Source organism: Pseudonocardia sp. UM4_GMWB1 (assembly GCF_017312155.1).
In the GTDB taxonomy this organism is placed as follows: Bacteria; Actinomycetota; Actinomycetes; order Mycobacteriales; family Pseudonocardiaceae; genus Pseudonocardia; species Pseudonocardia alni.
Genome location: NZ_QJPN01000001.1, coordinates 108,822 through 129,670, shown reverse-complemented (window position 1 = coordinate 129,670; position 20,849 = coordinate 108,822). Strand labels below are relative to the sequence as shown.

General features: G+C 74.4%; 17 protein-coding genes. 12 read left to right on the top strand and 5 right to left on the bottom strand.

The genetic code is table 11. The features are described 5' to 3' along the window. Positions 1 to 405 precede the first annotated feature (405 nt). The gene (locus tag DMP15_RS00630) at positions 406 to 1,356 is read left to right on the top strand and encodes an HAD family hydrolase (protein ID WP_083658677.1); all 951 of its coding nucleotides are present in this window, start codon (positions 406 to 408) and stop codon (positions 1,354 to 1,356) included. A gap of 1,044 nt (positions 1,357 to 2,400) precedes the next feature. Here the strand turns inward: DMP15_RS00630 and DMP15_RS00625 are convergent. Beyond that, the gene (locus DMP15_RS00625) at positions 2,401 to 3,153 is read right to left on the bottom strand and encodes an oxidoreductase (protein ID WP_073575811.1); all 753 of its coding nucleotides are present in this window, start codon (positions 3,151 to 3,153) and stop codon (positions 2,401 to 2,403) included. A 336-nt stretch (positions 3,154 to 3,489) separates the two neighbouring features. Here DMP15_RS00625 and acs point away from each other — a divergent pair, with 336 nt between their 5' ends. The 7 genes from acs (at position 3,490) to DMP15_RS00590 (ending at position 10,589) form a co-directional block, all read left to right on the top strand. Next, positions 3,490 to 5,466, top strand: a complete 1,977-nt coding sequence (gene acs, locus DMP15_RS00620; protein ID WP_337825340.1) for an acetate--CoA ligase — start codon at positions 3,490 to 3,492, stop codon at positions 5,464 to 5,466. 73 nt (positions 5,467 to 5,539) lie between these two features. Further along, on the top strand, positions 5,540 to 5,965 hold the full coding sequence (gene arfB, locus DMP15_RS00615; protein ID WP_073575813.1) for an alternative ribosome rescue aminoacyl-tRNA hydrolase ArfB: 426 nt from the start codon (positions 5,540 to 5,542) through the stop codon (positions 5,963 to 5,965). Positions 5,966 to 6,098: 133 nt separating this feature from the next. Further along, positions 6,099 to 6,620, top strand: coding sequence for a phage holin family protein (locus DMP15_RS00610; RefSeq protein WP_073575814.1), 522 nt, complete (start codon positions 6,099 to 6,101; stop codon positions 6,618 to 6,620). A 6-nt stretch (positions 6,621 to 6,626) separates the two neighbouring features. Further along, positions 6,627 to 7,577, top strand: coding sequence for an alpha/beta fold hydrolase (locus DMP15_RS00605; RefSeq protein ID WP_337825339.1), 951 nt, complete (start codon positions 6,627 to 6,629; stop codon positions 7,575 to 7,577). 50 nt (positions 7,578 to 7,627) lie between these two features. Beyond that, on the top strand, positions 7,628 to 8,896 hold the full coding sequence (gene purD / locus DMP15_RS00600; protein ID WP_337825338.1) for a phosphoribosylamine--glycine ligase: 1,269 nt from the start codon (positions 7,628 to 7,630) through the stop codon (positions 8,894 to 8,896). Between the two features lie 198 nt (positions 8,897 to 9,094). Further along, the gene (locus tag DMP15_RS00595) at positions 9,095 to 9,304 is read left to right on the top strand and encodes a hypothetical protein (RefSeq protein WP_139282823.1); all 210 of its coding nucleotides are present in this window, start codon (positions 9,095 to 9,097) and stop codon (positions 9,302 to 9,304) included. Positions 9,305 to 9,470: 166 nt separating this feature from the next. Continuing rightward, positions 9,471 to 10,589, top strand: coding sequence for an aminotransferase class I/II-fold pyridoxal phosphate-dependent enzyme (locus DMP15_RS00590; protein ID WP_202416648.1), 1,119 nt, complete (start codon positions 9,471 to 9,473; stop codon positions 10,587 to 10,589). A 7-nt stretch (positions 10,590 to 10,596) separates the two neighbouring features. Here DMP15_RS00590 and DMP15_RS00585 read toward each other — a convergent pair whose 3' ends face one another. From DMP15_RS00585 to DMP15_RS00575, 3 genes are all read right to left on the bottom strand, one after another. Then, entirely contained in the window at positions 10,597 to 12,747 is a 2,151-nt protein-coding gene (locus tag DMP15_RS00585; RefSeq protein WP_337825337.1) for a YhgE/Pip domain-containing protein, read from the bottom strand. Beyond that, entirely contained in the window at positions 12,744 to 13,700 is a 957-nt protein-coding gene (locus DMP15_RS00580; protein ID WP_253068550.1) for an ATP-binding cassette domain-containing protein, read from the bottom strand. Before DMP15_RS00580 ends, DMP15_RS00585 begins: the two co-directional genes overlap by 4 nt. A 354-nt stretch (positions 13,701 to 14,054) precedes the next feature. After that, a complete protein-coding gene (locus DMP15_RS00575) occupies positions 14,055 to 15,110 on the bottom strand; it encodes a threonine aldolase family protein (protein WP_073575938.1) in 1,056 nt (351 codons plus the stop codon). 222 nt (positions 15,111 to 15,332) lie between these two features. On the opposite strand from DMP15_RS00575, the gene DMP15_RS00570 reads away from it, so the two are divergent. The 3 genes from DMP15_RS00570 to DMP15_RS00560 are packed head-to-tail and all read left to right on the top strand — an operon-like array spanning position 15,333 to position 18,252. Next, positions 15,333 to 15,917, top strand: a complete 585-nt coding sequence (locus DMP15_RS00570) for a TetR/AcrR family transcriptional regulator (protein ID WP_073575818.1) — start codon at positions 15,333 to 15,335, stop codon at positions 15,915 to 15,917. A gap of 53 nt (positions 15,918 to 15,970) precedes the next feature. Next, positions 15,971 to 17,398, top strand: a complete 1,428-nt coding sequence (gene purB, locus DMP15_RS00565; protein ID WP_337825336.1) for an adenylosuccinate lyase — start codon at positions 15,971 to 15,973, stop codon at positions 17,396 to 17,398. Continuing rightward, entirely contained in the window at positions 17,395 to 18,252 is an 858-nt protein-coding gene (locus tag DMP15_RS00560) for a phosphoribosylaminoimidazolesuccinocarboxamide synthase (RefSeq protein WP_337825335.1), read from the top strand. Before purB ends, DMP15_RS00560 begins: the two co-directional genes overlap by 4 nt. A 398-nt stretch (positions 18,253 to 18,650) precedes the next feature. Here the strand turns inward: DMP15_RS00560 and DMP15_RS00555 are convergent, their stop codons facing one another. Next, positions 18,651 to 19,601 (bottom strand): sugar-binding transcriptional regulator, encoded by a 951-nt coding sequence (locus DMP15_RS00555; RefSeq protein WP_073575821.1) that lies wholly within the window; start codon positions 19,599 to 19,601, stop codon positions 18,651 to 18,653. A 154-nt stretch (positions 19,602 to 19,755) separates the two neighbouring features. Between DMP15_RS00555 and DMP15_RS00550 the strand changes: the two genes are divergently transcribed. Next, the gene (locus DMP15_RS00550) at positions 19,756 to 20,847 is read left to right on the top strand and encodes an alcohol dehydrogenase catalytic domain-containing protein (RefSeq protein WP_337825334.1); all 1,092 of its coding nucleotides are present in this window, start codon (positions 19,756 to 19,758) and stop codon (positions 20,845 to 20,847) included. Positions 20,848 to 20,849 lie beyond the last annotated feature (2 nt).

Genomic DNA, 20,849 nt, shown 5'->3' with positions numbered 1-20,849 from the left:
CGGACGTAGGACGACCCCCGCCAGGGGGGATTGGCGGGGGCCGTCGGGCGGTTCAGCCCCGGGGGGTCGAGCTGAACCCGCTCGGACCACGTCCGAGCTCGGTCAACTGTAGCCGGAACATGCCGGTCGCGCCCATACTCCGGCCGTGGCCTGCGCCGACCGGTACCGGCGGCGACGTCGCTCTCGACCCCGACGGGGTGAACTCCGCCACTGACCGGTGGGCGCGTCCGGGCGACCGGTCGCGTACGTTCGATCACCCTCCGCTGCCGGTCATCGGCCTGCTCGTACCCCCGGCCGGGCGGTGCGGGGACGGGCGGCGCCCGTCGTGGGGCCGACGGTCGGCGGGGTGTGGAAGAGTCGGGGACCGGGGACGAGGCGCGTCCCGGTTCGGGCAGGCTGGACGTCGTGCCCGAGTTCTCCACAGCCCCCGTCGCACCGGACCGGACCGCCGGCCCCCGGGCGGTGTTCCTCGACCTCGACAACACGATCATCGCCGGGTCGAGTGCGCTGGCGTTCGCGCGTCCGTTCGCCCGCGCCGGTCTGATCGACCGCTCGACCGTCCTGCGCGGGGCGTGGGCTCAGCTGCTGCTCGTGCTCGCCGGGGCGGACGCGTCCACGATGGACACCCTGCGCCGGCGGATGGTGCTGATCTGTCAGGGCTGGGAGGTGGCGCGGGTCCGCGCGATCGTCGCCGAGACGCTGCAGGAGATCGTGGGCCCGCTCGTCTACCCCGAGGCGGTCCGGCTGATCGAGCACCACCGTGCGCAGGGGGCGGAGATCGTGCTGCTGTCGGCGTCGGGGCTGGAGGTCGTCGAGCCGATCGCCGAGCTGGTCGGGATCACGCGCTTCCGGGCGACCCGGATGCACATCGAGGACGGCCGCTACGTCGGGGAGATCGCGTTCTACTGCTACGGGGAGGGCAAGGCCGTCGCGGCCCGGGAGATCGCCGAGGAGCTGGGACTCGACCTCGCGCGGTGCGCCGCCTACACCGACTCGATCACCGACCTGCCGCTGCTGGAGGCGGTCGGGCAGCCGTCCGTCGTGAACCCGGACCGGGAGCTACGGGTGATCGCCCGTGAGCGGGGGTGGCCGGTGCTCGCGTTCGTGCGCGCCGCCTCCCGCCGGGACCGGCTGTTCCGGCTGCGCGACCGGCTGTCCGACCGGTTCGCGGCCGGGGCCCGGGGTGGCGTCCACGCCGGGCGGGCGACCGATGGGGCCGGCGAGGACACCGGTGGGGTCGGCGCGGGCGGGCCCCGGCGGGACCCGGCGCTGCTCGGTGCGGCGGCGGTCGGCGGGGTGCTCGCGGCGCTGGTGGCGGGGGCGGCCGTCGCCCGGTCCGCCCGCGGTGGCCGCTGACGCGACGGCCGGCCTGTGGGCAGGGCGTCGCCGGACGAGCCGAGCGGCGGGCTGCCCGGCTCGTCCGGCGCCCCCCGCCCGTCCCCGCCGCGACCCCGCCCGTCCCCGCCGCGCCCCCGCCCGTCCCCGCCGCGACCACCGCGGACCCGACCGCGTCGCGACCGTCGATCAGTACGCCGATGCTGTCCGGGCAGCCTGCGAGCACGCTCGTGTACTGATCGACACGCGGTGAGCGGACTGCCGGGGGGGCGAGGCGCGGGACGGTGCGGAGCGCCCCGAGGAGCGACCGTCGATCAGTACACGACTGCTGCCCGATCGCCGTCGGACAGCGCTGATGCACTGATCGACGGAGCCGTGCGGCTCGGTGGCGGAATCCGGCCGGTGCGGCGTAGCCGGCCGTGCCGGTGCGAGCGGTGGGGGCGGCCGTGCCGGTGCGGGCGGTGGGGGCGGCCGTGCCGGTGCGGGCGGTGGGGCCGGCCGCACCGGTGCGGGTAGCGGGGTGGCCATGCGGGCAGCGCGGTGGCGGTGCGGGTAGCGGTGGGCGACCCGGCGCCGACGGTGTCGGTCCGGAACGCGGCCCGGATGCCGCGCGCGACCGCCGTCCGGGCGTCGTCGTGCACCCACCCGGCGGCCGTCGACGGTCACCCTGTGCTGCTGAACCGGTGCATCCCGGTGCGAGGGTTGCCCGCATCACGTTCCAGGTCTACGAAGGAGACACGGACCCCGGCCGGGCCAGAGGCGTCTCGGAGGAGAAGAGGCGTCTCCCCTGACCGGGCTCCGTACGTGGGAACCGGATCACGTCCACGCCGAGCACGCCGCGGGAGGCATGTCGTCGTGGGCCTGCGAACCGGGACGCCGGGCGCCGAGGCCGCACAACACGGCACGTAGTGCACGCCAGGACGCCGGTTCCCACGTCGGGCCGGGTGGTGCCCCTCGGGGCACCACCCGGCTCTGTCGTGTTCGAGCCCGGCCGGAGCGCGTCGGCCCGGTCGGGGTGCAGCGGCTCGACCGAGGGCGCGCGGGGCCCGTGCCGAGTCCGTGGGCTCAGCCGGACTGTGCGGCGGCGATCGACAGGCCCTCCCGGCCGCCCGCCTCCCACTCCGCGCAGGTGTGGACGATCCAGCGGGCCAGACCGTCGGGCGTCCCGGACGCGAACGCCGCCGCGGCCTCCCGGTACTCCGCGGTGCGGCGCAGGAACCCCACCTCGGGCACCGACAGACCGCGCGGGTCCAGCCCGGTGGACATCGCGGTCAGCCGGGCCGCGGCCCGGGCCACGACGCCGTCGGCGGTGCCGAACGGGGCCAGGGTCAGCAGCTCGCCGTGCACGACGGCGACCAGCACCGGTGCCGGCACGGAGGTGCCCCCGCCGATCAGGTCGGCCAGCGCCGCGAGCCGTCCCGACGTCGCCGGACGCGGCCTGCCCAGCACCTGCTCGTGCTCGGCGGCGGGCACGAGGTCGCCCGCGGCCAGGACGTGCAGCCGGGCGAGCCCCTGCAGCGGCGCGCGACCCCAGGTGTCGAGGAGCTTCGCGCGCTCGTCGGCGATCCGGACGGCGCCGGCGAGGACCGGGTCCGAGACGTGGTCGGCGGTGACCGGCCGCAGCGGGGCACCGTCGACCGCGGCGGACGAGCGGGCCGCGCGCAGGGCGGCCTCGGCGGCCGTCGCGGGCCACCCGCGCCGGTTGACCGGCTGGTTGTGCACCTCGGTGGCCGCGTCGCGGGCGCGGGAGACCGCCTCGGCGACGCCGGGGAGGGCGGCGAGCGGGGCGAGCGGATCGGCTGCTGCGGGGCGGGCCATGGGCGTCATCGTCCCAACCCGTGGGTTACCGTCGGGTAGTACCCCTGCGGTGCGGACCGCTCGACGACCGGTCATGGTGATCCACCGACCGCCGGACGCCCGTCCGTCCACCGCCGAGGGTCCCGCGAACCTCCGTGACGCACCGGGGAGTGGCCACCGACCTGCGCGGACGGTCAGGTGCGGCCCCTGTGGCCTGTCCGTACCTGTCCCGACAGACGGTGCACGGGCCACGACGTTTCACTAGCGTCATACGGCACACGTGCGCGCACACCGAGTGCGCCCGAGGCCGCCACGCCGGCCCGAAGTGACCCGCCGCGTCGAGGAGGACACGAGGACATGGCCGAGTCCGAGAAGAGTTCTGCGCTCAGCGCACTCTCCACCGAGAGCAGGGCGTTCCCGCCGTCGGAGGAGTTCGCGTCGCAGGCGAACGCCACCGCCGACTGGTACGACCGCGCCGACTCCGACCGCGAGGGGTTCTGGGCCGAGCAGGCCGACCGTCTGCACTGGACGACGAAGTGGGACACCGTCCTGGACTGGGAGCCCCCGTTCGCGAAGTGGTTCGCCGGCGGCGAGCTCAACGTCGCCTACAACTGTGCCGACCGGCACGTCGAGGCGGGCAACGGCGACCGCGTCGCCATCCACTGGGAGGGTGAGCCCGGCGACTCCCGCACCATCACCTACGCCGACCTGCAGCGCGAGGTCTCCAAGACCGCGAACGCGCTGACCGAGCTGGGCGTCGGCAAGGGCGACCGGGTCGCCATCCAGCTGCCGATGATCCCCGAGGCCGTGTTCTCGATGCTGGCCTGCGCCCGCCTGGGTGCGCTGCACAGCGTCGTGTTCGGCGGGTTCTCCCCGGGCGCGCTCAAGGCGCGCATCGAGGACGCCGAGGCCAAGGTGCTGATCACCAGCGACGGCCAGTACCGCCGCGGCAAGCCGGCTCCGATGAAGGAGAACACCGACGAGGCGGTCGAGGGCACCTCGATCGAGAAGGTCCTCGTCGTGAAGCGGACCGAGACCGACGTGCCGTGGACCGACGGCCGCGACGTGTGGTGGCACGACGCCGTCGACGGTGCCTCCGACCAGCACACCCCGGAGTCCTTCGACTCCGAGCACCCGCTGTTCATCCTCTACACCTCGGGCACCACCGGGAAGCCGAAGGGCATCCTGCACACCTCCGGCGGCTACCTCACGCAGTCCGCCTACACCCACCACGTGGTGTTCGACCACAAGCCGGGCGAGAGCGTCTACTGGTGCACCGCCGACATCGGCTGGGTCACCGGGCACACCTACATCGTCTACGGGCCGCTCGCGAACGGCGCCACGCAGGTGATGTACGAGGGCACGCCGAACACCCCGCACGAGGGCCGGCACTGGGAGATCGTCGACAAGTACAAGGTCTCGATCTACTACACCGCCCCGACGCTGATCCGCACGTTCATGAAGTGGGGCGAGGACATCCCCGCGAAGTACGACCTGTCCTCGCTGAAGGTGCTCGGCACGGTCGGCGAGCCGATCAACCCCGAGGCCTGGATGTGGTTCCGGGAGAAGATCGGCAAGGAGAACTGCCCGATCGTCGACACCTGGTGGCAGACCGAGACCGGCTCGCAGATGATCGCGCCGCTCCCGGGCGTCACCGCGACCAAGCCGGGCTCGGCCATGCGTGCGCTGCCGGGCATCTCCGCCACGGTCGTCGACGACACCGGCACCCCGGTCGGCAACGGCGAGGGCGGCTACCTGGTCCTCGACAAGCCGTGGCCGTCGATGCTGCGCGGCATCTGGGGCGACACCGAGCGCTACAAGGACACCTACTGGTCCCGCTTCGCCGAGCAGGGCTACTACTTCGCCGGTGACGGCGCCAAGTACGACGACGACGGCGCCATCTGGCTGCTCGGCCGCGTCGACGACGTCATGAACATCTCCGGGCACCGCATCTCGACCACCGAGGTGGAGTCGGCGCTGGTCAGCCACCCGACGGTCGCCGAGGCCGCGGTCGTGGGCGCCTCCGACGAGACCACCGGCCAGGGGATCGTCGCGTTCGTCATCCTGCGCGGGAGCGCGTCGAAGGACGAGGCGAAGGGCGAGGAGGCCATCAAGGCGCTCCGCGACCACGTCTCCAAGGAGATCGGCCCGATCGCCAAGCCGCGCCAGATCCTGGTCGTGGAGGAGCTGCCGAAGACCCGCTCCGGCAAGATCATGCGCCGCCTGCTGCGCGACGTCGCCGAGAACCGGGACGTCGGCGACGTCTCGACCCTCGCCGACTCGTCGGTGATGGACCTGATCTCGTCCGGCATGAGCGAGTCCAAGGAGGACTGACCCTCCGGTCCCGGCGGCCCCGGGCCCGTGCTCACCGCACGGGACCCGGGGCCGATCGGCGACACTGGTCGGTGTGGACGACCCGATCGAGGTGCGGCGGGGCTTCGTCGTGCCCGCCCGCGAGCTGCACTGGCGGTTCTCCCGTGCCTCGGGGCCCGGTGGGCAGGGCGTCAACACCACCGACTCGCGGGTGGAGCTGTCCTTCGACCTCGCGGCCTCGCCGAGCGTCCCCGACGACCTGCGCGACCGCGCCCTGTCACGGCTGGCGAACCGGCTCGTCGACGGCGTGCTCACCGTCGTCGCCTCCGAGCACCGCAGCCAGCTCCGCAACCGCGAGGCCGCCCGCGGGCGGCTCGCGACCCTGCTCGCTGAGGCGACCGCGGCGGGCCCGCGCACCCGTCGCCCGACCCGTCCGACGCGCGGTTCGCAGCGTCGCAGGCTCGACGCCAAGAACCGGCGCGGTCAGATCAAGAAACTGCGCGGCCGCCCGGACGAGTGAGGCCGTGTCCCCGGCGTGGCGCAGCCGAGCGGGTCGCCGGGCCCCGTGGCACGATGGCGGCTCACCGAACGACGGCCGTCCGGGGGATCCCCAGCGCCCCGGGCAGGCGAGTGCACCAGCAGGAGGGAAGACGGTGGCCAGCAACAGCCAGTCGGGCAACGCGGAGGTTCCGCCGGTCCTGCCCTCGATCCCGCTCACCAACGAGCCGGGGCCGCGCGACGCGTCCCTCGGTGCCCTCGCGAAGGACGTCACCACTCACCTCTCCACCCTGGTCCGGTCGGAGGTGGAGCTCGCCAAGGCCGAGGTCACGGCCGAGGTGAAGAAGGGCGTGCAGGGCAGCGTCTTCTTCGTGATCGCGGCGGTGGTCGGGCTGTTCAGCCTGTTCTACCTGTTCTTCACCCTGGCCGAGTTCCTGTCGCTGTGGCTCAACCGCGCCGCGGGCTTCGGGATCACGTTCCTGTTCATGCTGCTCGTCGCCGGCCTGTTCGGCTTCCTCGGCTACCTGCGGGTCCGCAAGATCCGCAAGCCGGAGCGCACCATCGACTCGCTCAAGGACTCCGCCCAGGTGCTCGCCCAGCGCGGTCACCGCGGTGACCGCGACAACGTCCGCGAGATCGCCGACGGCACCTCCGGGCGGCACGCCGCCGCGGGCTGATCCGGCGTGTCCGCGACGACCGGTACCCCGCCCGACCCCTCGGTCGTCCGGGTGCCCGGTCCGTGGACGCACCGCGCGGTGTCGGCCAACGGCATCCGCATCCACCTCGCCGAGTACGGCCCGCCGACCGGCCCGCTGGTGGTGCTGCTGCACGGCTTCCCGGAGTTCTGGTGGACCTGGCGCCACCAGCTCCTCGCCCTCGGCGACGCCGGCTACCGGGTCGTCGCGCCCGACCTGCGCGGCTACGGCGACACCGACAAGACGCCCCGCGGCTACGACCTGTGGACCCTCGCCGGTGACTGCGCCGGGCTGATCCGGGCGCTCGGGGAGCCGCGTGCCCACGTCGTCGGGCACGACTGGGGTGCCGCCATCGGCTGGACGGTCGCCACGCTGCACCCGCGGCTGGTCGTCTCGCTCACCGGGCTCGGGGCGCCGCACCCGGTCGTCATGCGCGACGCGGTGCTGCGCGATCCGCTCGGGCAGGGCCGCGCGAGCCGCTACATGGCCGGGTTCCAGCTGCCGCGGCTGCCGGAACGTTCGCTGCGTGCCGACGGCGGCGCCCGGGTCGGGCGGATCATGCGGGCGTGGGCGGGGCCGGAGTGGGCCGCCACCACCGACTTCGCCGACGCCGTCGCCCGCAACGCCGAGGCGATGCGGATCTCCACCGTCGCCCACTGCAGCCTCGAGTACTACCGCTGGTCGATGCGTTCCCAGGTGCGCCCCGACGGCCGCCGGTTCGCCCGCGAGCTCTCCCGGCCGGTCGGGGTGCCGGTGCTGCAGGTGCACGGCGCCGACGACCCGTGCGTGCTCGACACCACCATGCGCGGCGACGAGCGGTTCGCCGGCGCCGGGCTGACCCACCACACGCTCCCGGCCACCGGGCACTTCCCGCAGCAGGAGCACCCTACCCACGTCACCGCGCTGATCGGGGCCCACCTGCGACGCTGCGACGGCTGAGCGGACACCGGTTCCCCGTCGTCCGACGTGCACGGATACGCTCGGCCACCGTGCGGATCCTGATCGTGGGAAGCGGTGCGCGAGAGCACGCCATCGCCGTGGCTCTGGCGCAGGACCCGGAGGTGACGGCGCTCGCTGTCGCCCCCGGCAACGCGGGGACGGCCGCGGTGTCCGAGCAGCTCGGGCTCGACGTCACCGACAACGGCGCCGTCGTCGACGTGGCGCGGACCTGGCAGGCGGACCTGGTGGTCGTCGGGCCGGAGGGCCCGCTGGTCAACGGTGCGGCCGACGCGGTGCGCGAGGCCGGCATCCCCTGCTTCGGTCCGAGCGCCGAGGCGGCTCGGATCGAGGGGTCCAAGGCGTTCGCGAAGGCCGTCATGAGCGCGGCCGGGGTGCCGACGGCCTCGTCGGTCGTCGTCGACAACCCGGCGCACCTCGACACCGCGCTGTCGGTGTTCACCCCGCCCTACGTCGTCAAGGACGACGGGCTGGCCGCGGGCAAGGGCGTCGTCGTGTCCGGCGACATCGAGGTGGCCCGCGCGCACGCCCTCGGGCTGCTCGACGCCGGCCACCCGGCGCTGCTGGAGTCCTTCCTCGACGGGCCCGAGGCGTCGCTGTTCTGCCTCGTCGACGGCGCCACCGTGGTGCCGCTGCTGCCCGCGCAGGACTTCAAGCGCGTCGGCGACGACGACTCCGGCCCCAACACCGGTGGCATGGGCGCCTACTGCCCGCTGCCCTGGGCGGGCGAGGACCTCGCCGAGGAGTTGGTCGCCCGGGTCGTCGCGCCGGTCGCCGAGGAGATGGTGCGCCGCGGTACCCCGTTCACCGGGCTGCTCTACGCCGGTCTCGCGCTGACCTCGCAGGGTCCTGCGGTCATCGAGTTCAACTGCCGCTTCGGGGACCCGGAGACCCAGGCCGTGCTGGCACTGCTGCGCACCCCGCTGTCGCAGCTGCTGCTCGCCACCGCGACCGGCACCCTCGCCGACCAGTCCGCGATCGAGTGGGCCGACGGGTCGGCGGTGACGGTCGTCGTCGCCGCGGAGGGCTACCCGGCCACCCCGCGGCTCGGTGACGTCATCAGCGGCGCCGACGGGGAGGGCGTGCTGCACGCCGGTACCCGTCGCCGCGACGACGGCGCGGTCGTCTCCTCCGGCGGGCGCGTCCTGTCGGTCGTGGGCACCGGCTCCGACCTCGCCGCCGCCCGGGCCGAGGCCTACGCCCGGCTGGAGCCGGTCCGCCTCGCGGGTTCGCACTACCGCACCGACATCGGGCTGAAGGCCGAGCGCGGAGAGGTCAGCGTGCCCGTCGCGCAGGCCTGACGTTGCGCGGGCGTTACCGCCGTATGGCGTAACCCCAATAGTCCGAATGGCCTGACCTGGGCCTCCGTACCTCATTGTTCGATGATCATGAAGAGCCGGTAAAACCGGACACCAGGGTTTGATCTCCACCGGTTCGTCGAGGAATCGTCCTGTGGCACAGGGACACAGCCCGTGTCCCTGAACCACAGGAGGATCACCATGGCCCACGCTCCCCAGCAGGCCCGTCGTCGTCGCGCCCTCGCCCTCGTGGGTGGCGTCGTCGCCGCGCCGCTCGCCGCCCTGGCGCTCACCGGCACCGCGCAGGCGGCCGAGCTGACCCCGGTCGCCGAGTACCTCGACGACACCGTCGCCGACACCGACGCGCAGATCGGCGCCGTCGTCGACGCCCTGGGCTTCGAGGCCGAGTGACACCGGGCGGGCCCCGCGCCCGCCCCGGTTCGTGACCGACCGCGCGCCCGGGAGTGGGCTCCCGCCCGGGCGCGCGGTCCGGTCCCGTGCCGGGCCGCCGCCTAGGCTCGGCGGCGTGACCCGCCTGACCGTCGCCGCCCGTGCCGCCGTCGCCCCGTTCCACGTCATGGACGTCTGGGCGGCCGCCGCCGAACGGGCCCGCACCCACGGCGACCTGATCAACCTCTCGGCCGGGCAGCCGTCGACCCCGGCGCCGGAACCCGTGCGCGCGGCCGCCGTCGCCGCGGTGCAGTCGGAGGTGCTCGGTTACACCGTCGCCCCCGGCATCGCGGAGCTGCGCGAGGCCGTCGCCGGGCACTACCGGCGCACCCGGGAGCTGGAGGTCGACCCGGGCGACGTCGTGCTCACCACCGGGTCCTCCGGCGGGTTCCTGCTGGCCTTCCTCGCCGCGTTCGACGCGGGTGACCGCGTCGCCATGGCCCGCCCCGGCTACCCCTGCTACCGCAACATCCTCGCCGCGCTGGGCTGCGAGGTCGTCGAGCTGCCGTGCGGGCCGGCGACCCGGTTCCAGCCCACCGTGGAGATGCTGGAGGCGCTCGACGAGCCGGTGAAGGGCCTGATCGTGGCCAGCCCGGCGAACCCCACCGGAACCGTCCTCGACCCCGCCGAGCTGGCGGCGCTCGCGTCGTACTGCGAGGAGCGTGGCATCCAGCTCGTCAGCGACGAGATCTACCACGGCATCACGTTCCCGGGCAGCCCCGCGACGAGCAGCGCCTGGGAGACCTCGCGGGAGGCCGTGCTGGTCAACTCGTTCTCGAAGTACTTCTCGATGACCGGCTGGCGCCTCGGCTGGCTGGTGTGCCCGCCGCGGCTGCGCCGCACCGTGGAGGGGCTGGCCGGCAACTTCACCGTCTGCCCGCCCGCGCTGCCCCAGCACGCGGCGCTCGCCGCGTTCGACGAGGCGAGCTACGCCGAGGCCGACTCCCACGTCGTGCGCTACGGCCGTAACCGGGACCTGCTGCTCGACGGCCTGCGCGGGCTCGGGATCACCCGGCTCGCCCCCGCCGACGGCGCGTTCTACGTCTACGCCGACATCGCGCACCTGCTGCGCGAGGGCGAGGACTCGATGGCCCTGACCTACCGGCTGCTCGCCGACACCGGCATCGCCGTCGCACCGGGGCAGGACTTCGACCCGGTCGACGGCGGCGCCTACATCCGCTTTTCCGGCGCCGGGACGCCCGAGGGCATCACCGAGGCGCTGGAGCGGCTGCGGGCCTGGGTCTGAGCCGGCCTCAGAGCACCAGCTCGGGCTTCACCGCCGTCGCCGTCCACACCCGCTTGCGGTATGCCGCGAACGTCGCCAGCGCCAGCGCCCCGGCGAACCAGACCAGCAGCACCGGCACCGCCGTCCCGACGACACCCGCCAGCTCACCGCCGTACATCAGGTGGCGCAGTGCGTCGACGGCGTAGCCCATCGGCATCACGTGGTGCACCGGGTAGAGCGGCCCGGGGATGGTCTGCCACGGGAACGTTCCGCCCGCCGAGACGAGCTGCAGCACCATCAGGACGAGCCCGAGGAACTGCCCGACCGCGCCGAGCAGGGCGTTGAGGGCGTGCACGATCGCGGTGAACGTCATCGAGGTCAGCCACAGCAGCGCCAGCGTCGCGAATGGGTGCACCGGGGTGATCCCCAGCAGCAGCGACACCACCGCGTACATGCCGGTGACCTGCACGACTCCCAGCAGGCCGGCCGGGATCCAGCCGCCCAGCGCGATCCGCAGCGGGCTCTGCCCGGCCGCGATCGCCCGTCGGGACAGGGGCTGGACCAGCAGGAACAGCACGTAGCCGCCGATCCAGGTGGCAAGTGCCATGAAGAACGGGGCCAGCCCGGCGCCGTAGGTGTCGGCCTGGGAGTAGGCGACGTCGCGGGTGGCGACGGGGTCGCCGATGTTCGCGGCGGTGGCCTCCCGGACGCCCGGGGCCGGGTTCGGGATGTCGTCCAGGCCCGAGGCCAGGCCGTCGTGCAGCCGCGTCGCGCCGGTGGCGAGCTCACCGGTGCCCGAGTCGAGCCGGCGCGCCCCGTCGGCGAGCCGGTCGGTCCCGTCGACCGCGGTGCGCTCCCCGGCGACGAGCCGGTCCGCCCCGGTCCGCAGCGCGGTGGCGCCGGTGGACAGCTGCGTGGCGCCGTCGGAGAGCTTCCGGACGCCGCCGGACAGCTCGGTCGCGCCGTCGCGCAGGGTCCCGGCGCCGTCGGCGGCGCTCGCGATGCTGCTGCTGAGCTGCGGGGCCGACGCGGCGAGCTGCTCGGCGCCGTCGGCGACCCGCCCCGCGCCGGAACCGAGGCGGTCGAGCTGCCCGGACACCTGCTGGACGCGGGCGTTGCCGTCGACCAGCGGCTGCTTCGCGGTCGACAGCGCGGCCAGGGCCTGCTGCACCTGCTCGTCGGTGAACCCGCGCTCGCGCAGGTTCGCGGCGATGGTGCCGTCGGCGGCGTCGAGCTGGTCGGCCAGCCGGGCGCTCTCCTGCGCGACCCGGTCCCCGGCCGCGGCCAGCTGCGCGTTGCCGTCGGCGACCTGGCGGGCGCCGTCGGCCAGCTGCCGTGACTGCGCGGGCAGGTCGGCGGTGGCCTGGCGCAGGGTGCCCAGCCCGGTCGCGAGCTCCCCGGTGCCCGCGGACAGCCGGTCCGCGCCGGACGCGGCGGTGCCCGCCCCGGTGGCGAGGGTCCCGGCTCCGGTCGCGAGCTCGCCCGCGCCATCGGCGAGCTGCTGGGCGCCGTCGAGGAGCGTGCGCTGCCCGGTCGCCAGCTCACCGGCGCCGGACGCCAGCCGGGCGGCCCCGTCGTGGGCGGTGGCCGCGCCGTCGGCGAGCTTCCCGGCGCCGTCCGCGGCCTCCTGGGTCCTGGTGTGGATGGTGGAGAAGCCGGTGAGGAACCGGTCCGCGGCCTGCGTCCCGACCTCCTTGGCGACCGACTCGCGGACCCGGGTGGTGAGGGTGTCGGCGATCGTGCGGGCCAGGTAGTTGTTGGCGTCGTTGGTGGTGAGCACGAGGATCCCCTGGCGCGGGGTGAACTCGCCGGAGGACTGCAGGGCCGCGGTGAAGTCGCGCGGGATCGTCACGGCGAAGGTGTAGACGTTGTCGCGGACACCGCGGTCGGCCTCGGCGGCCGAGACCCGGTGGAAGTCGAACGAGCCGGAGTCGGTCAGCTCCGTCGCGACGTCCTGGCCGACGTTCTGCGCCTTCCCCTCGGCGTCGGTGCCGCCCGCGTCGTCGACGACGAGCGCGGCGGGCACCTGGTCCAGGCGGGAGTAGGGGTCGCCGTTGGCGTAGAGGTAGAAGCCCGCGTAGAGCATCGGGATCATCAGCAGCGCGAGCACGGCCAGGACCGGCAGCCGCCCGGCGGTGATCCGCCGCAGCTCGCTGATCGCCATCCTGATCGCGCTCATGAGGTCCGCTCCGTGCTCTCGTCGCCGTCGGTGGCCCCGGGGGTGAGGTCGGCCCCGGGCAGGATCGCCGTGCCCGCGTCCCGCGGGGGCTCCCCGGTGCCGGGCGGCGGAGCGTCCGCGGTCCCGGCGGGGCGGCGGCGCAGCAGCCGCCGGGTCCAGCCCTGGGGCAGGTCGTCGGCCCCCTGCGGTGCGACGACGGTCAGCGGCCCCGTCGGGTCCTCGGGCCTGCTGTGCCGCCCGGGGGGCTCCGGCAGCGCGCCGGCGTCGCCCCCGCCGAGCCGCACCGCGGGCACCCCCAGCAGCGCCGCCGACCCCTCGGTGCAGGTCACGACGACGGCGAACCCGGCGCGGGCGTGCTCGGAGGCGACCTGCCACCAGGTCACCGGGGTGCCGCCGTGCCGGTCCGGCGCGGTCAGCACGAGCACCCGCACCCCGGGCCGGGACGCGGCCAGCGCGGTCATCAGCCCGATCCGCACGGGCGCGGGCACGTCCTCGAACCGCGAGCGCACCCAGGTCTGCGCGCCCCGCGCGCCCAGCCACTCGGTCACCGCCCGCGGGGTGGTGCCGCGCCCGGCCATCGCCAGCTCCTCGCCGACGACGGTCCGCAGCGGCAGCACCGGCTCCGGCTCGCTGACCCCGGGCGTGTCGACGACGGCGACGGCGCGACGCAGGCGGCGCGGGTCGTCGTCGCCGTCGAGGGTGACGGTGCCGTGGTCGGGCCGCATCCGCCCGGCCAGCGCCAGCGCCAGCGCGGTGTGCCCGGAGCCGGGGGTGCCCGCGACCAGCAGCACCGAGCCGGGGACGGTGCGCAGCGAGGTCGACGCGAGCAACACCCCGTGGGTGCCGTCGACGGCGACGCCCTCGGCGACGAGCGCGGCCTCGGGGGCAGGGGCGCCCTCGGGGACGGCGGTGGCCTCGGTATCGGGTGCGGGCGAGGGGGCGGAGCTGGTCATGACGGTCCTGCTGTCCTGGGCGCCCCGGGCCGCACGACACCCGGCGATCGCGGGTCCGCGCAGCTCACCGGCGCCGGTCGTGGGTCGGAGCCACCGGCGCCCGGCGGTGCGTACGCACGGGCGCGACGGCGGTGGAAGCCTAGGCCGACGCCTGCTCCGGCGTCCGGCCGTCGCCCAGTGTGGACCCGATCGTGCGGGCCGACTTGACCTCGGACGACAGTGACTTGACCCGGCGCGACACTGTGACGGCGGCGACGAGCGACGTCCGGAGCGCCCGGCCCGGGCGCTCCGGTGCCGGGGACGGAGGGCGACCCGGAGCGCCGGCGGAGGGCGGCGCGGGGTGGGACCGGGGGTTCAGCCGCCGAGGGCGGTGCGGGGCAGCGGCGCAGGGCCGCCGGGGGAGCCGGTGCTGGACGGGCCGACCTCGCCGATCCGGTCCAGCGCCGCCTTGATGTGCTTGTCGCCGACGTCGCGGTGGGTCATCAGCCGCAGCTTGCCCGCGATGGCGCCGGCGCGGACACCGGCCTCGGCGAACGCGGCGATCGTGCCGCGCACGTCGGCCACGTCCACCAGCACGATGTTGGTCTGCGGCTCGCGGACCCGCCAGCCGCGCTCGCGCAGTCCGGCGGCGAGCCGCGTCGCCAGGTCGTGGTCCTCGGCGAGCCGGTCGATGTCCTCCAGCGCGACGAGCCCGGCCGCGGCCAGCACCCCGCCCTGCCGGACGCCGCCGCCGAGCATCTTGCGCAGCCGCCGGGCGTACTCGACGAACTCCGCCGACCCCGCGACGACCGACCCGACCGGCGCGCCGAGCCCCTTGGACAGGCACACCGCGACCGTGTCGGCGCCGACGGTCAGCGCGCCCGGCGGGACCCCGAGCGCGACCGCGGCGTTCCACAGCCGGGCGCCGTCGAGGTGCACCGAGAGCCGGGCGGCCCGCGCCGCGGCGGCGACGGAGGCGTGCTCCTCCGGTGCGGTCACGGTGCCGCCCGCGGAGTTGTGGGTGTTCTCCAGGCACAGCAGCACCGGGCGCAGGGAGGCGTAGAAGCCGTCGTCGGCGGCGGCCCGGCGCACAGCGGACGCGGTGACCTTGCCGGGGCCCGCGTCGTGCGGCAGCGGCCGCGGCATCCCGCCGGCCAGCCACGCGGCCGTGCCCAGCTCGAAGTCGAGCACGTGCGCGCCCTGGGGGGCGAGGAAGGAGTCACCGCGGCCGAGCCTGCTCATCAGCGCGATCAGGTTCGCCATCGAGCCGGTGGGCGTCCACAGCGCGTCGGCGGCGCCGAGCAGGCCGGCGACCCGTTCCTCCAGCTCGCGCATGGTGGGGTCGCCGTCGAGCACGTCGTCGCCGACCTCGGCCTCGGCCATCGCCCGGCGCATCGCCTCGGTCGGCAGCGTGACGGTGTCCGATCGCAGGTCGACGGGCTCGCCGGGGGCCGGGGCGGCCGCCGCCCCGCGCGCACCACCGCGCGGTGACCAGCGGCTTCTGGGTGACGGACGCACACCACCAGTGTGTTCCATCCCCGCGGCGGTGAGAACGGCAGGGTCACGAAACGGTCACGGTCACCCCGTCCGACCTGGGCGTCGAGTCCGGTATCTCACTCGTCCGGACGGGCCCCGTCTTGGCACTATGTGGCGATGGCGGCCCCGAAGCAGACCGAGAAGGGTGAGCGTCGCCGCGCCCTGCTCGTCGCGGCGGCCGCGGAGCTGCTCGCCGAGAGCGGGTTCGACGCGATCCGGCACCGAGCCGTCGCCGAGCGCGCCGGGGTGCCGCTGGCGGCCACGACCTACTACTTCTCCTCGCTGGAGGACCTGGTGTCCGCCGCGCTCGACCGGCTCGCGCACACCGAGCTGGCCGACGCCCACGACTGCCTCGCCCGGCGCGACGACCCGGCCGAGATCGTGCTCGACCTGCTCCTCGGGCCGCGCTCGCGCACCGACGGCCTCGACGCCGTCCTGGGCCGGTTCGAGCGGCTGATCGGGTCCGGCCGGCGCCCGTTCCTGGCCGGGCTGCTGCGCGCCCAGCGCGTCGAGTTCGACGCCCTGCTCGACGAGGCGCTCACCCGCGCGACCGGCCGTCGCCCGGGGCCGGGGGAGGTTCGCAGGCTCACCGCGCTCGTCGACGGCGTCGTGCTCACCGCGCTGATCGAGGCCGACCCCGACCCGCGCGCGGTCGGCCGGAAGGCGCTCCACGAGGTGCTGGAGTCCCTGCCCCGGGTGTGAGGCCGCGCTCCCGCCGGTCACAGGGCCCCCACCAGCCATTATCATCGCGCCACGTGATTCCCAACGTGCTGGCCGCGCGCTACGCGAGCCCCGAGCTGGTCCGCCTCTGGTCTCCGGAGTACAAGATCCAGCTGGAGCGACGGCTGTGGATCGCGGTGCTCCGCGCCCAGCGCGACCTCGGCATCGAGGTGCCGTCGTCGGTCGTCGACGACTACGAGGCCGTCGTCGAGCAGGTCGACCTGGGCTCGATCGCCGCCCGCGAGCGCGTCACCCGGCACGACGTGAAGGCCCGCATCGAGGAGTTCAACGCCCTCGCCGGCCACGAGCACGTGCACAAGGGCATGACCAGCCGCGACCTCACCGAGAACGTGGAGCAGCTGCAGATCCGGCTGTCGCTGGAGCTCGTCGCCGACCGGACCGTCGCGGTCCTGGCGCGGCTCGGGCGTCGCGCGTCGGAGTACGCCGAGCTGGTCATGGCCGGGCGCAGCCACAACGTCGCCGCGCAGACCACCACCCTGGGCAAGCGGTTCGCCTCCGCCGCGGACGAGCTGCTCGTCGCGCACGCCCGGCTGGAGGATCTGCGTTCGCGCTATCCGCTGCGCGGCATCAAGGGCCCGATGGGCACCAGCCAGGACATGCTGGATCTACTGGGCGGCGACACTGAAGCCTCGGTGAAGCTCGACGAGCTGGAGCAGCGCGTCGCCACCCACCTGGGGTTCGCCGAGGCGTTCACCAGCGTCGGGCAGGTCTACCCGCGCTCGCTCGACCACGACGTCGTCACCGCTCTGGTGCAGCTGGCGGCGGCGCCGTCGTCGCTGGCCACGACGATCCGGCTGATGGCGGGCGCCGAGCTCGCCACCGAGGGCTTCGCCCCCGGCCAGGTCGGGTCCAGCGCCATGCCGCACAAGATGAACGCGCGTTCCGCGGAACGCATCAACGGCCTCATGGTGATCCTGCGCGGCCTGTCGGTCATGACCGCCGAGCTCGCCGGCTCCCAGTGGAACGAGGGCGACGTCTCCTGCTCGGTGGTGCGCCGCGTCGCGCTGCCGGACGCGTTCTTCGCCCTCGACGGCCTCTACGAGACCACGCTGACCGTGCTCGACGAGTTCGGCGCCTACCCGGCCGTGATCGCCCGCGAGCTCGACCGCTACCTGCCCTTCCTCACCACGACCGCGGTGCTGATGGCCGCCGTCCGCGCCGGGGTCGGCCGGGAGACCGCGCACGAGGTCATCAAGGAGCACGCGGTCGCCGTCGCACTGGCGATGCGCGAGCAGGGCCAGGCCGACAACGACCTGCTCCAGCGCCTCGCCGGTGACGACCGGCTCGGCCTGCCCGCCGGCACGCTGGACCGGCTGCTGGAGGACCCGCTGCGGTTCACCGGCGCCGCGTCCGCGCAGGTCACCACGGTGACGGAGAAGATCGCCGCGATCACCGCGAAGCACCCCGAGGCCGCCGCCTACACCCCCGGAGGGATCCTGTGAGGCTCGTCCACTCCGGCAAGGTCCGCGAGCTCTACCTCGACGAGTCCCGCGACCCGGCGCAGCTGCTGCTCGTGGCCTCGGACCGGCTGTCGATCTACGACGTCGTGCTCCCGACGCCCGTCCCGGACAAGGGCGCGATCCTCACCGCGCTGTCGCTGTACTGGTTCGAGCGCACCGGCGACCTCGTGCCCAACCACGTCATCGGCACCGACGACATCCCCGCCGAGTTCGCCGGGCGCGCCGTCCGCTGCCGCCCGCTGGAGATGCTGCCGGTCGAGTGCATCGCCCGCGGCTACCTCACCGGGCTCGGGCTGAAGGAGTACCAGCGCACCGGCGCCGTCTCCGGCGTCACGCTGCCCGCCGGCCTGGTCGAGGGCTCGAAGCTCCCCGAGCCGATCTTCACCCCGACCACCAAGGCGCCGGTCGGTGAGCACGACGAGTTCATGACCTTCGACGACGTCGTGGCGCAGCTGGGCGCCGACACCGCGACCCGGCTGCGGGACCTGACCCTGGAGGTCTACCGGCGCGGCGCCGAGTCCGCGGCCGAGGGCGGGATCATCGTCGCCGACACCAAGCTGGAGTTCGGCCGGGACACCTCCGGCGAGATCGTCCTCGGTGACGAGGTGCTCACCCCGGACTCGTCGCGGTTCTGGCCCGCCGACTCCTACGAGCCCGGCCGGGTCCAGTTCTCCTTCGACAAGCAGTACGTCCGCGACTGGTCCGCCGGGCTGGACTGGGACCGCACCGCCCCCGGCCCCGAGGTCCCCGACGAGGTCGTGAAGGTCGTCCACGACCGCTACGCCGAGGTCTACCGCCGCATCACCGGCACCCCCTGGGTGTCGCCCACGGCCTGACCCCGGCCGCACCCACACCCCTTGTCCGGCATTCACACCCCTCTCGACGGGTGTGGACGTCGGACAAGGGGTGTGAACGTCGGGTGTGATCGGCTCGTCGACGGGACCGGTCGTGCGGCACGCCCTTCTGGGCCGAACCCGCTTACCCGGTAAGCGAGTTCTCGGCCGACCACAGCGGACCGTGGAACGGTCGTCCGGGCGGCGGTCCGACCCGAGCGCCCGCCCTCCGGAATCCGCTTACCGGGTAGGCAGATCGGCGGACGGGCAGAAGCTCGGTGTGGCGGCGCAGTGTGCTCCCGTGTGCCGAGCCGGCCGGCGACGCCTACTCGGAACCGGGTAGATGACGCGGTCTGCGATCACGAACATGTGCTGCCCCGCCGTCCGACGTCGTCGGTGGGTCAGACGGGGCCGAGGGCGTCGAGCAGGGCCTGGGCGGTCGGGGTGTCGGTCACCAGGCGGTTGAACAGGCCCGCCCGCGCCCCGCCGACGATGCTCGGCACCTTCTCCTCCCCGACGGCGACGGCGATCGTCCGCGGCACCCGTCGCAGTTGCTCCGGGGAGATCCGCACCATCCGGTCGCTGCCCGGGAAGGCGATCGGGCGGCCGTCGGCGCGGTAGAAGTTCAGGCAGACGTCGCCGACGCCGTCCTGGAGGCCCTCGTCGTCGAGCGGGACCGAGGTCGAGATCGACGCGCGGCCCGCGGGCGGGGCGCCGACACCGACCAGCGCGGCCTGTGCGCGCATCCAGAACCCGGTGACCCGCCGGAACTCCGGGTCCTCGGCGAGCGTGCGGCTCATCGCCGGTGACGGCATGGCCTGGGTGAACAGGAAGTGCGGGCGTCCGTGTCCGCGTTCGGCGACCGACCGGACGATCTCGTTGGTCTGGTGCCACGCCTCGGGTTCGGCGACCCCACCGACGGTCGGCACGATCTCGCAGCCGGCCAACGCGGGCAGCGTGGTGTGGCTGAGCTCCCACACGGTGCGCCCGGAGGAGACGAGCAGGACGTCACCGGCGCGCAGCCCGGCCTCCCGCAGCGCCTCGCCGACCGGCTCGGCGAGCGACTGACCGAGGTCGGTGGCGGGGCGCGGGGCCAGCCACACGCGGTCCAGCCCGAGCGCGGCGGCGAGCCGGGGTGCGTCGTCGCCACCGGTGTGCAGCGAGTCCGGGTCGTGCACAGTGATCTGCACGATCCCGACCCGGCGGGCCTCGGCGAGCAGCCGGGAGACGGTCGGACGCGACACGGTGAGCCGGTCGGCGATCGCGGCCTGGTTGAGCTCGTCGACGTAGTACAGCCGCGCGGCCCGGTGCATCAGCCCCAGGTCGCGCCGGGAGACGTCGTGCGGCGCCATCGCCACCTCCTCCGCCGGTCCGGATCGGTACCAGTCAAGCGTACTGCACGTTTGTTCAAGTCGGAACCGATGTGTTGACGAATGTTCACACCGGAACGCATGCTCAAGGCCAGTCGCATGCAGCACCCCGCATGGCACCAACGGAGGTTTCGCCGTGGGAGAGAACATCCCGACCCGGATGCAGGCGGTCGTCGTGCACGGCCCCGAGGACTACCGGCTGGAGGAGGTGGACGTCCCCCGGCCCGGCCCCGGCGAGCTGCTGATGCAGGTCGAGGCCGTCGGCGTGTGTGCCAGCGACCTGAAGTGCTACCACGGCGCCGCGAAGTTCTGGGGCGACGACAACCGGCCCGCCTGGGCCCAGACCGGTGTCACGCCCGGTCACGAGTTCGTCGGCCGGATCGTCTCCGGTGACGACGAGGGCCTCGCCCTGCACGGCGTGTCCGTCGGCGACCGCGTCGCCTGCGAGCAGATCGTCCCGTGCGAGCAGTGCCGCTACTGCCTGCGCGGCCAGTACTGGATGTGCGGGCCGCACGACATGTTCGGCTTCCGGAACTTCGACGGCGCGATGGCCCAGTACATGCTGGTCCCCACCCGCGCCCGGGTGCACCGGGTCTCACCGGACCTGGAGCCGCAGCACGCCGCGTTCGCCGAGCCGCTGTCCTGCGCACTGCACGCCGTCGAGCGCGCCACCATCACCTTCGACGACGTCGTGGTCGTCGCCGGGTGCGGCCCGATCGGCCTCGGCCTGATCGCCGGCGCCCGCGCGAAGAACCCGCGCCTGCTGATCGCGCTCGACCTCGACGACGAGAAGCTGGAGCTCGGCCGCCGCACCGGCGCCGACCTCACGATCAACATCTCCCGCGAGGACGCGGTCGCCCGGGTCAAGGAGCTCACCGACGGCTACGGCGCCGACGTCTACCTGGAGGGCTCCGGCGCCGTCCCGGCCGTCGCGCAGGGCCTGAACCTGCTGCGCAAGCTCGGTACCTACGTCGAGTACTCGGTGTTCGGCTCCGAGGTCACCGTGGACTGGTCGATCATCTCCGACGACAAGGAGCTCGACGTCCGCGGCGCCCACCTCGGCCCGCACTGCTGGCCCGCCGCGATCAAGATGCTGGAGGACGGCAAGCTCCCGATCTCCGACATCTGCACCCACCAGGTGCCGCTCGCGGAGTTCCAGAAGGCCCTCGACCTCGTCGGCGACACCTCCGGTGCGTCGGTCAAGGTCTCGATCCTCCCGAACGCCTGAGG

Excerpts from the sequence above, each read along its gene's own strand:
- DMP15_RS00625 (WP_073575811.1), bottom strand. The coding sequence starts at position 3,153 with ATGGCCCGCCCCGCAGCAGCCGATCCGCTCGCCCCGCTCGCCGCCCTC.
- acs (WP_337825340.1), top strand. The coding sequence starts at position 3,490 with ATGGCCGAGTCCGAGAAGAGTTCTGCGCTCAGCGCACTCTCCACCGAG.
- DMP15_RS00595 (WP_139282823.1), top strand. The coding sequence starts at position 9,095 with ATGGCCCACGCTCCCCAGCAGGCCCGTCGTCGTCGCGCCCTCGCCCTC.
- DMP15_RS00590 (WP_202416648.1), top strand. The coding sequence starts at position 9,471 with ATGGACGTCTGGGCGGCCGCCGCCGAACGGGCCCGCACCCACGGCGAC.
- DMP15_RS00585 (WP_337825337.1), bottom strand. The coding sequence starts at position 12,747 with ATGAGCGCGATCAGGATGGCGATCAGCGAGCTGCGGCGGATCACCGCC.
- DMP15_RS00580 (WP_253068550.1), bottom strand. The coding sequence starts at position 13,700 with ATGACCAGCTCCGCCCCCTCGCCCGCACCCGATACCGAGGCCACCGCC.
- DMP15_RS00570 (WP_073575818.1), top strand. The coding sequence starts at position 15,333 with ATGGCGGCCCCGAAGCAGACCGAGAAGGGTGAGCGTCGCCGCGCCCTG.
- DMP15_RS00555 (WP_073575821.1), bottom strand. The coding sequence starts at position 19,601 with ATGGCGCCGCACGACGTCTCCCGGCGCGACCTGGGGCTGATGCACCGG.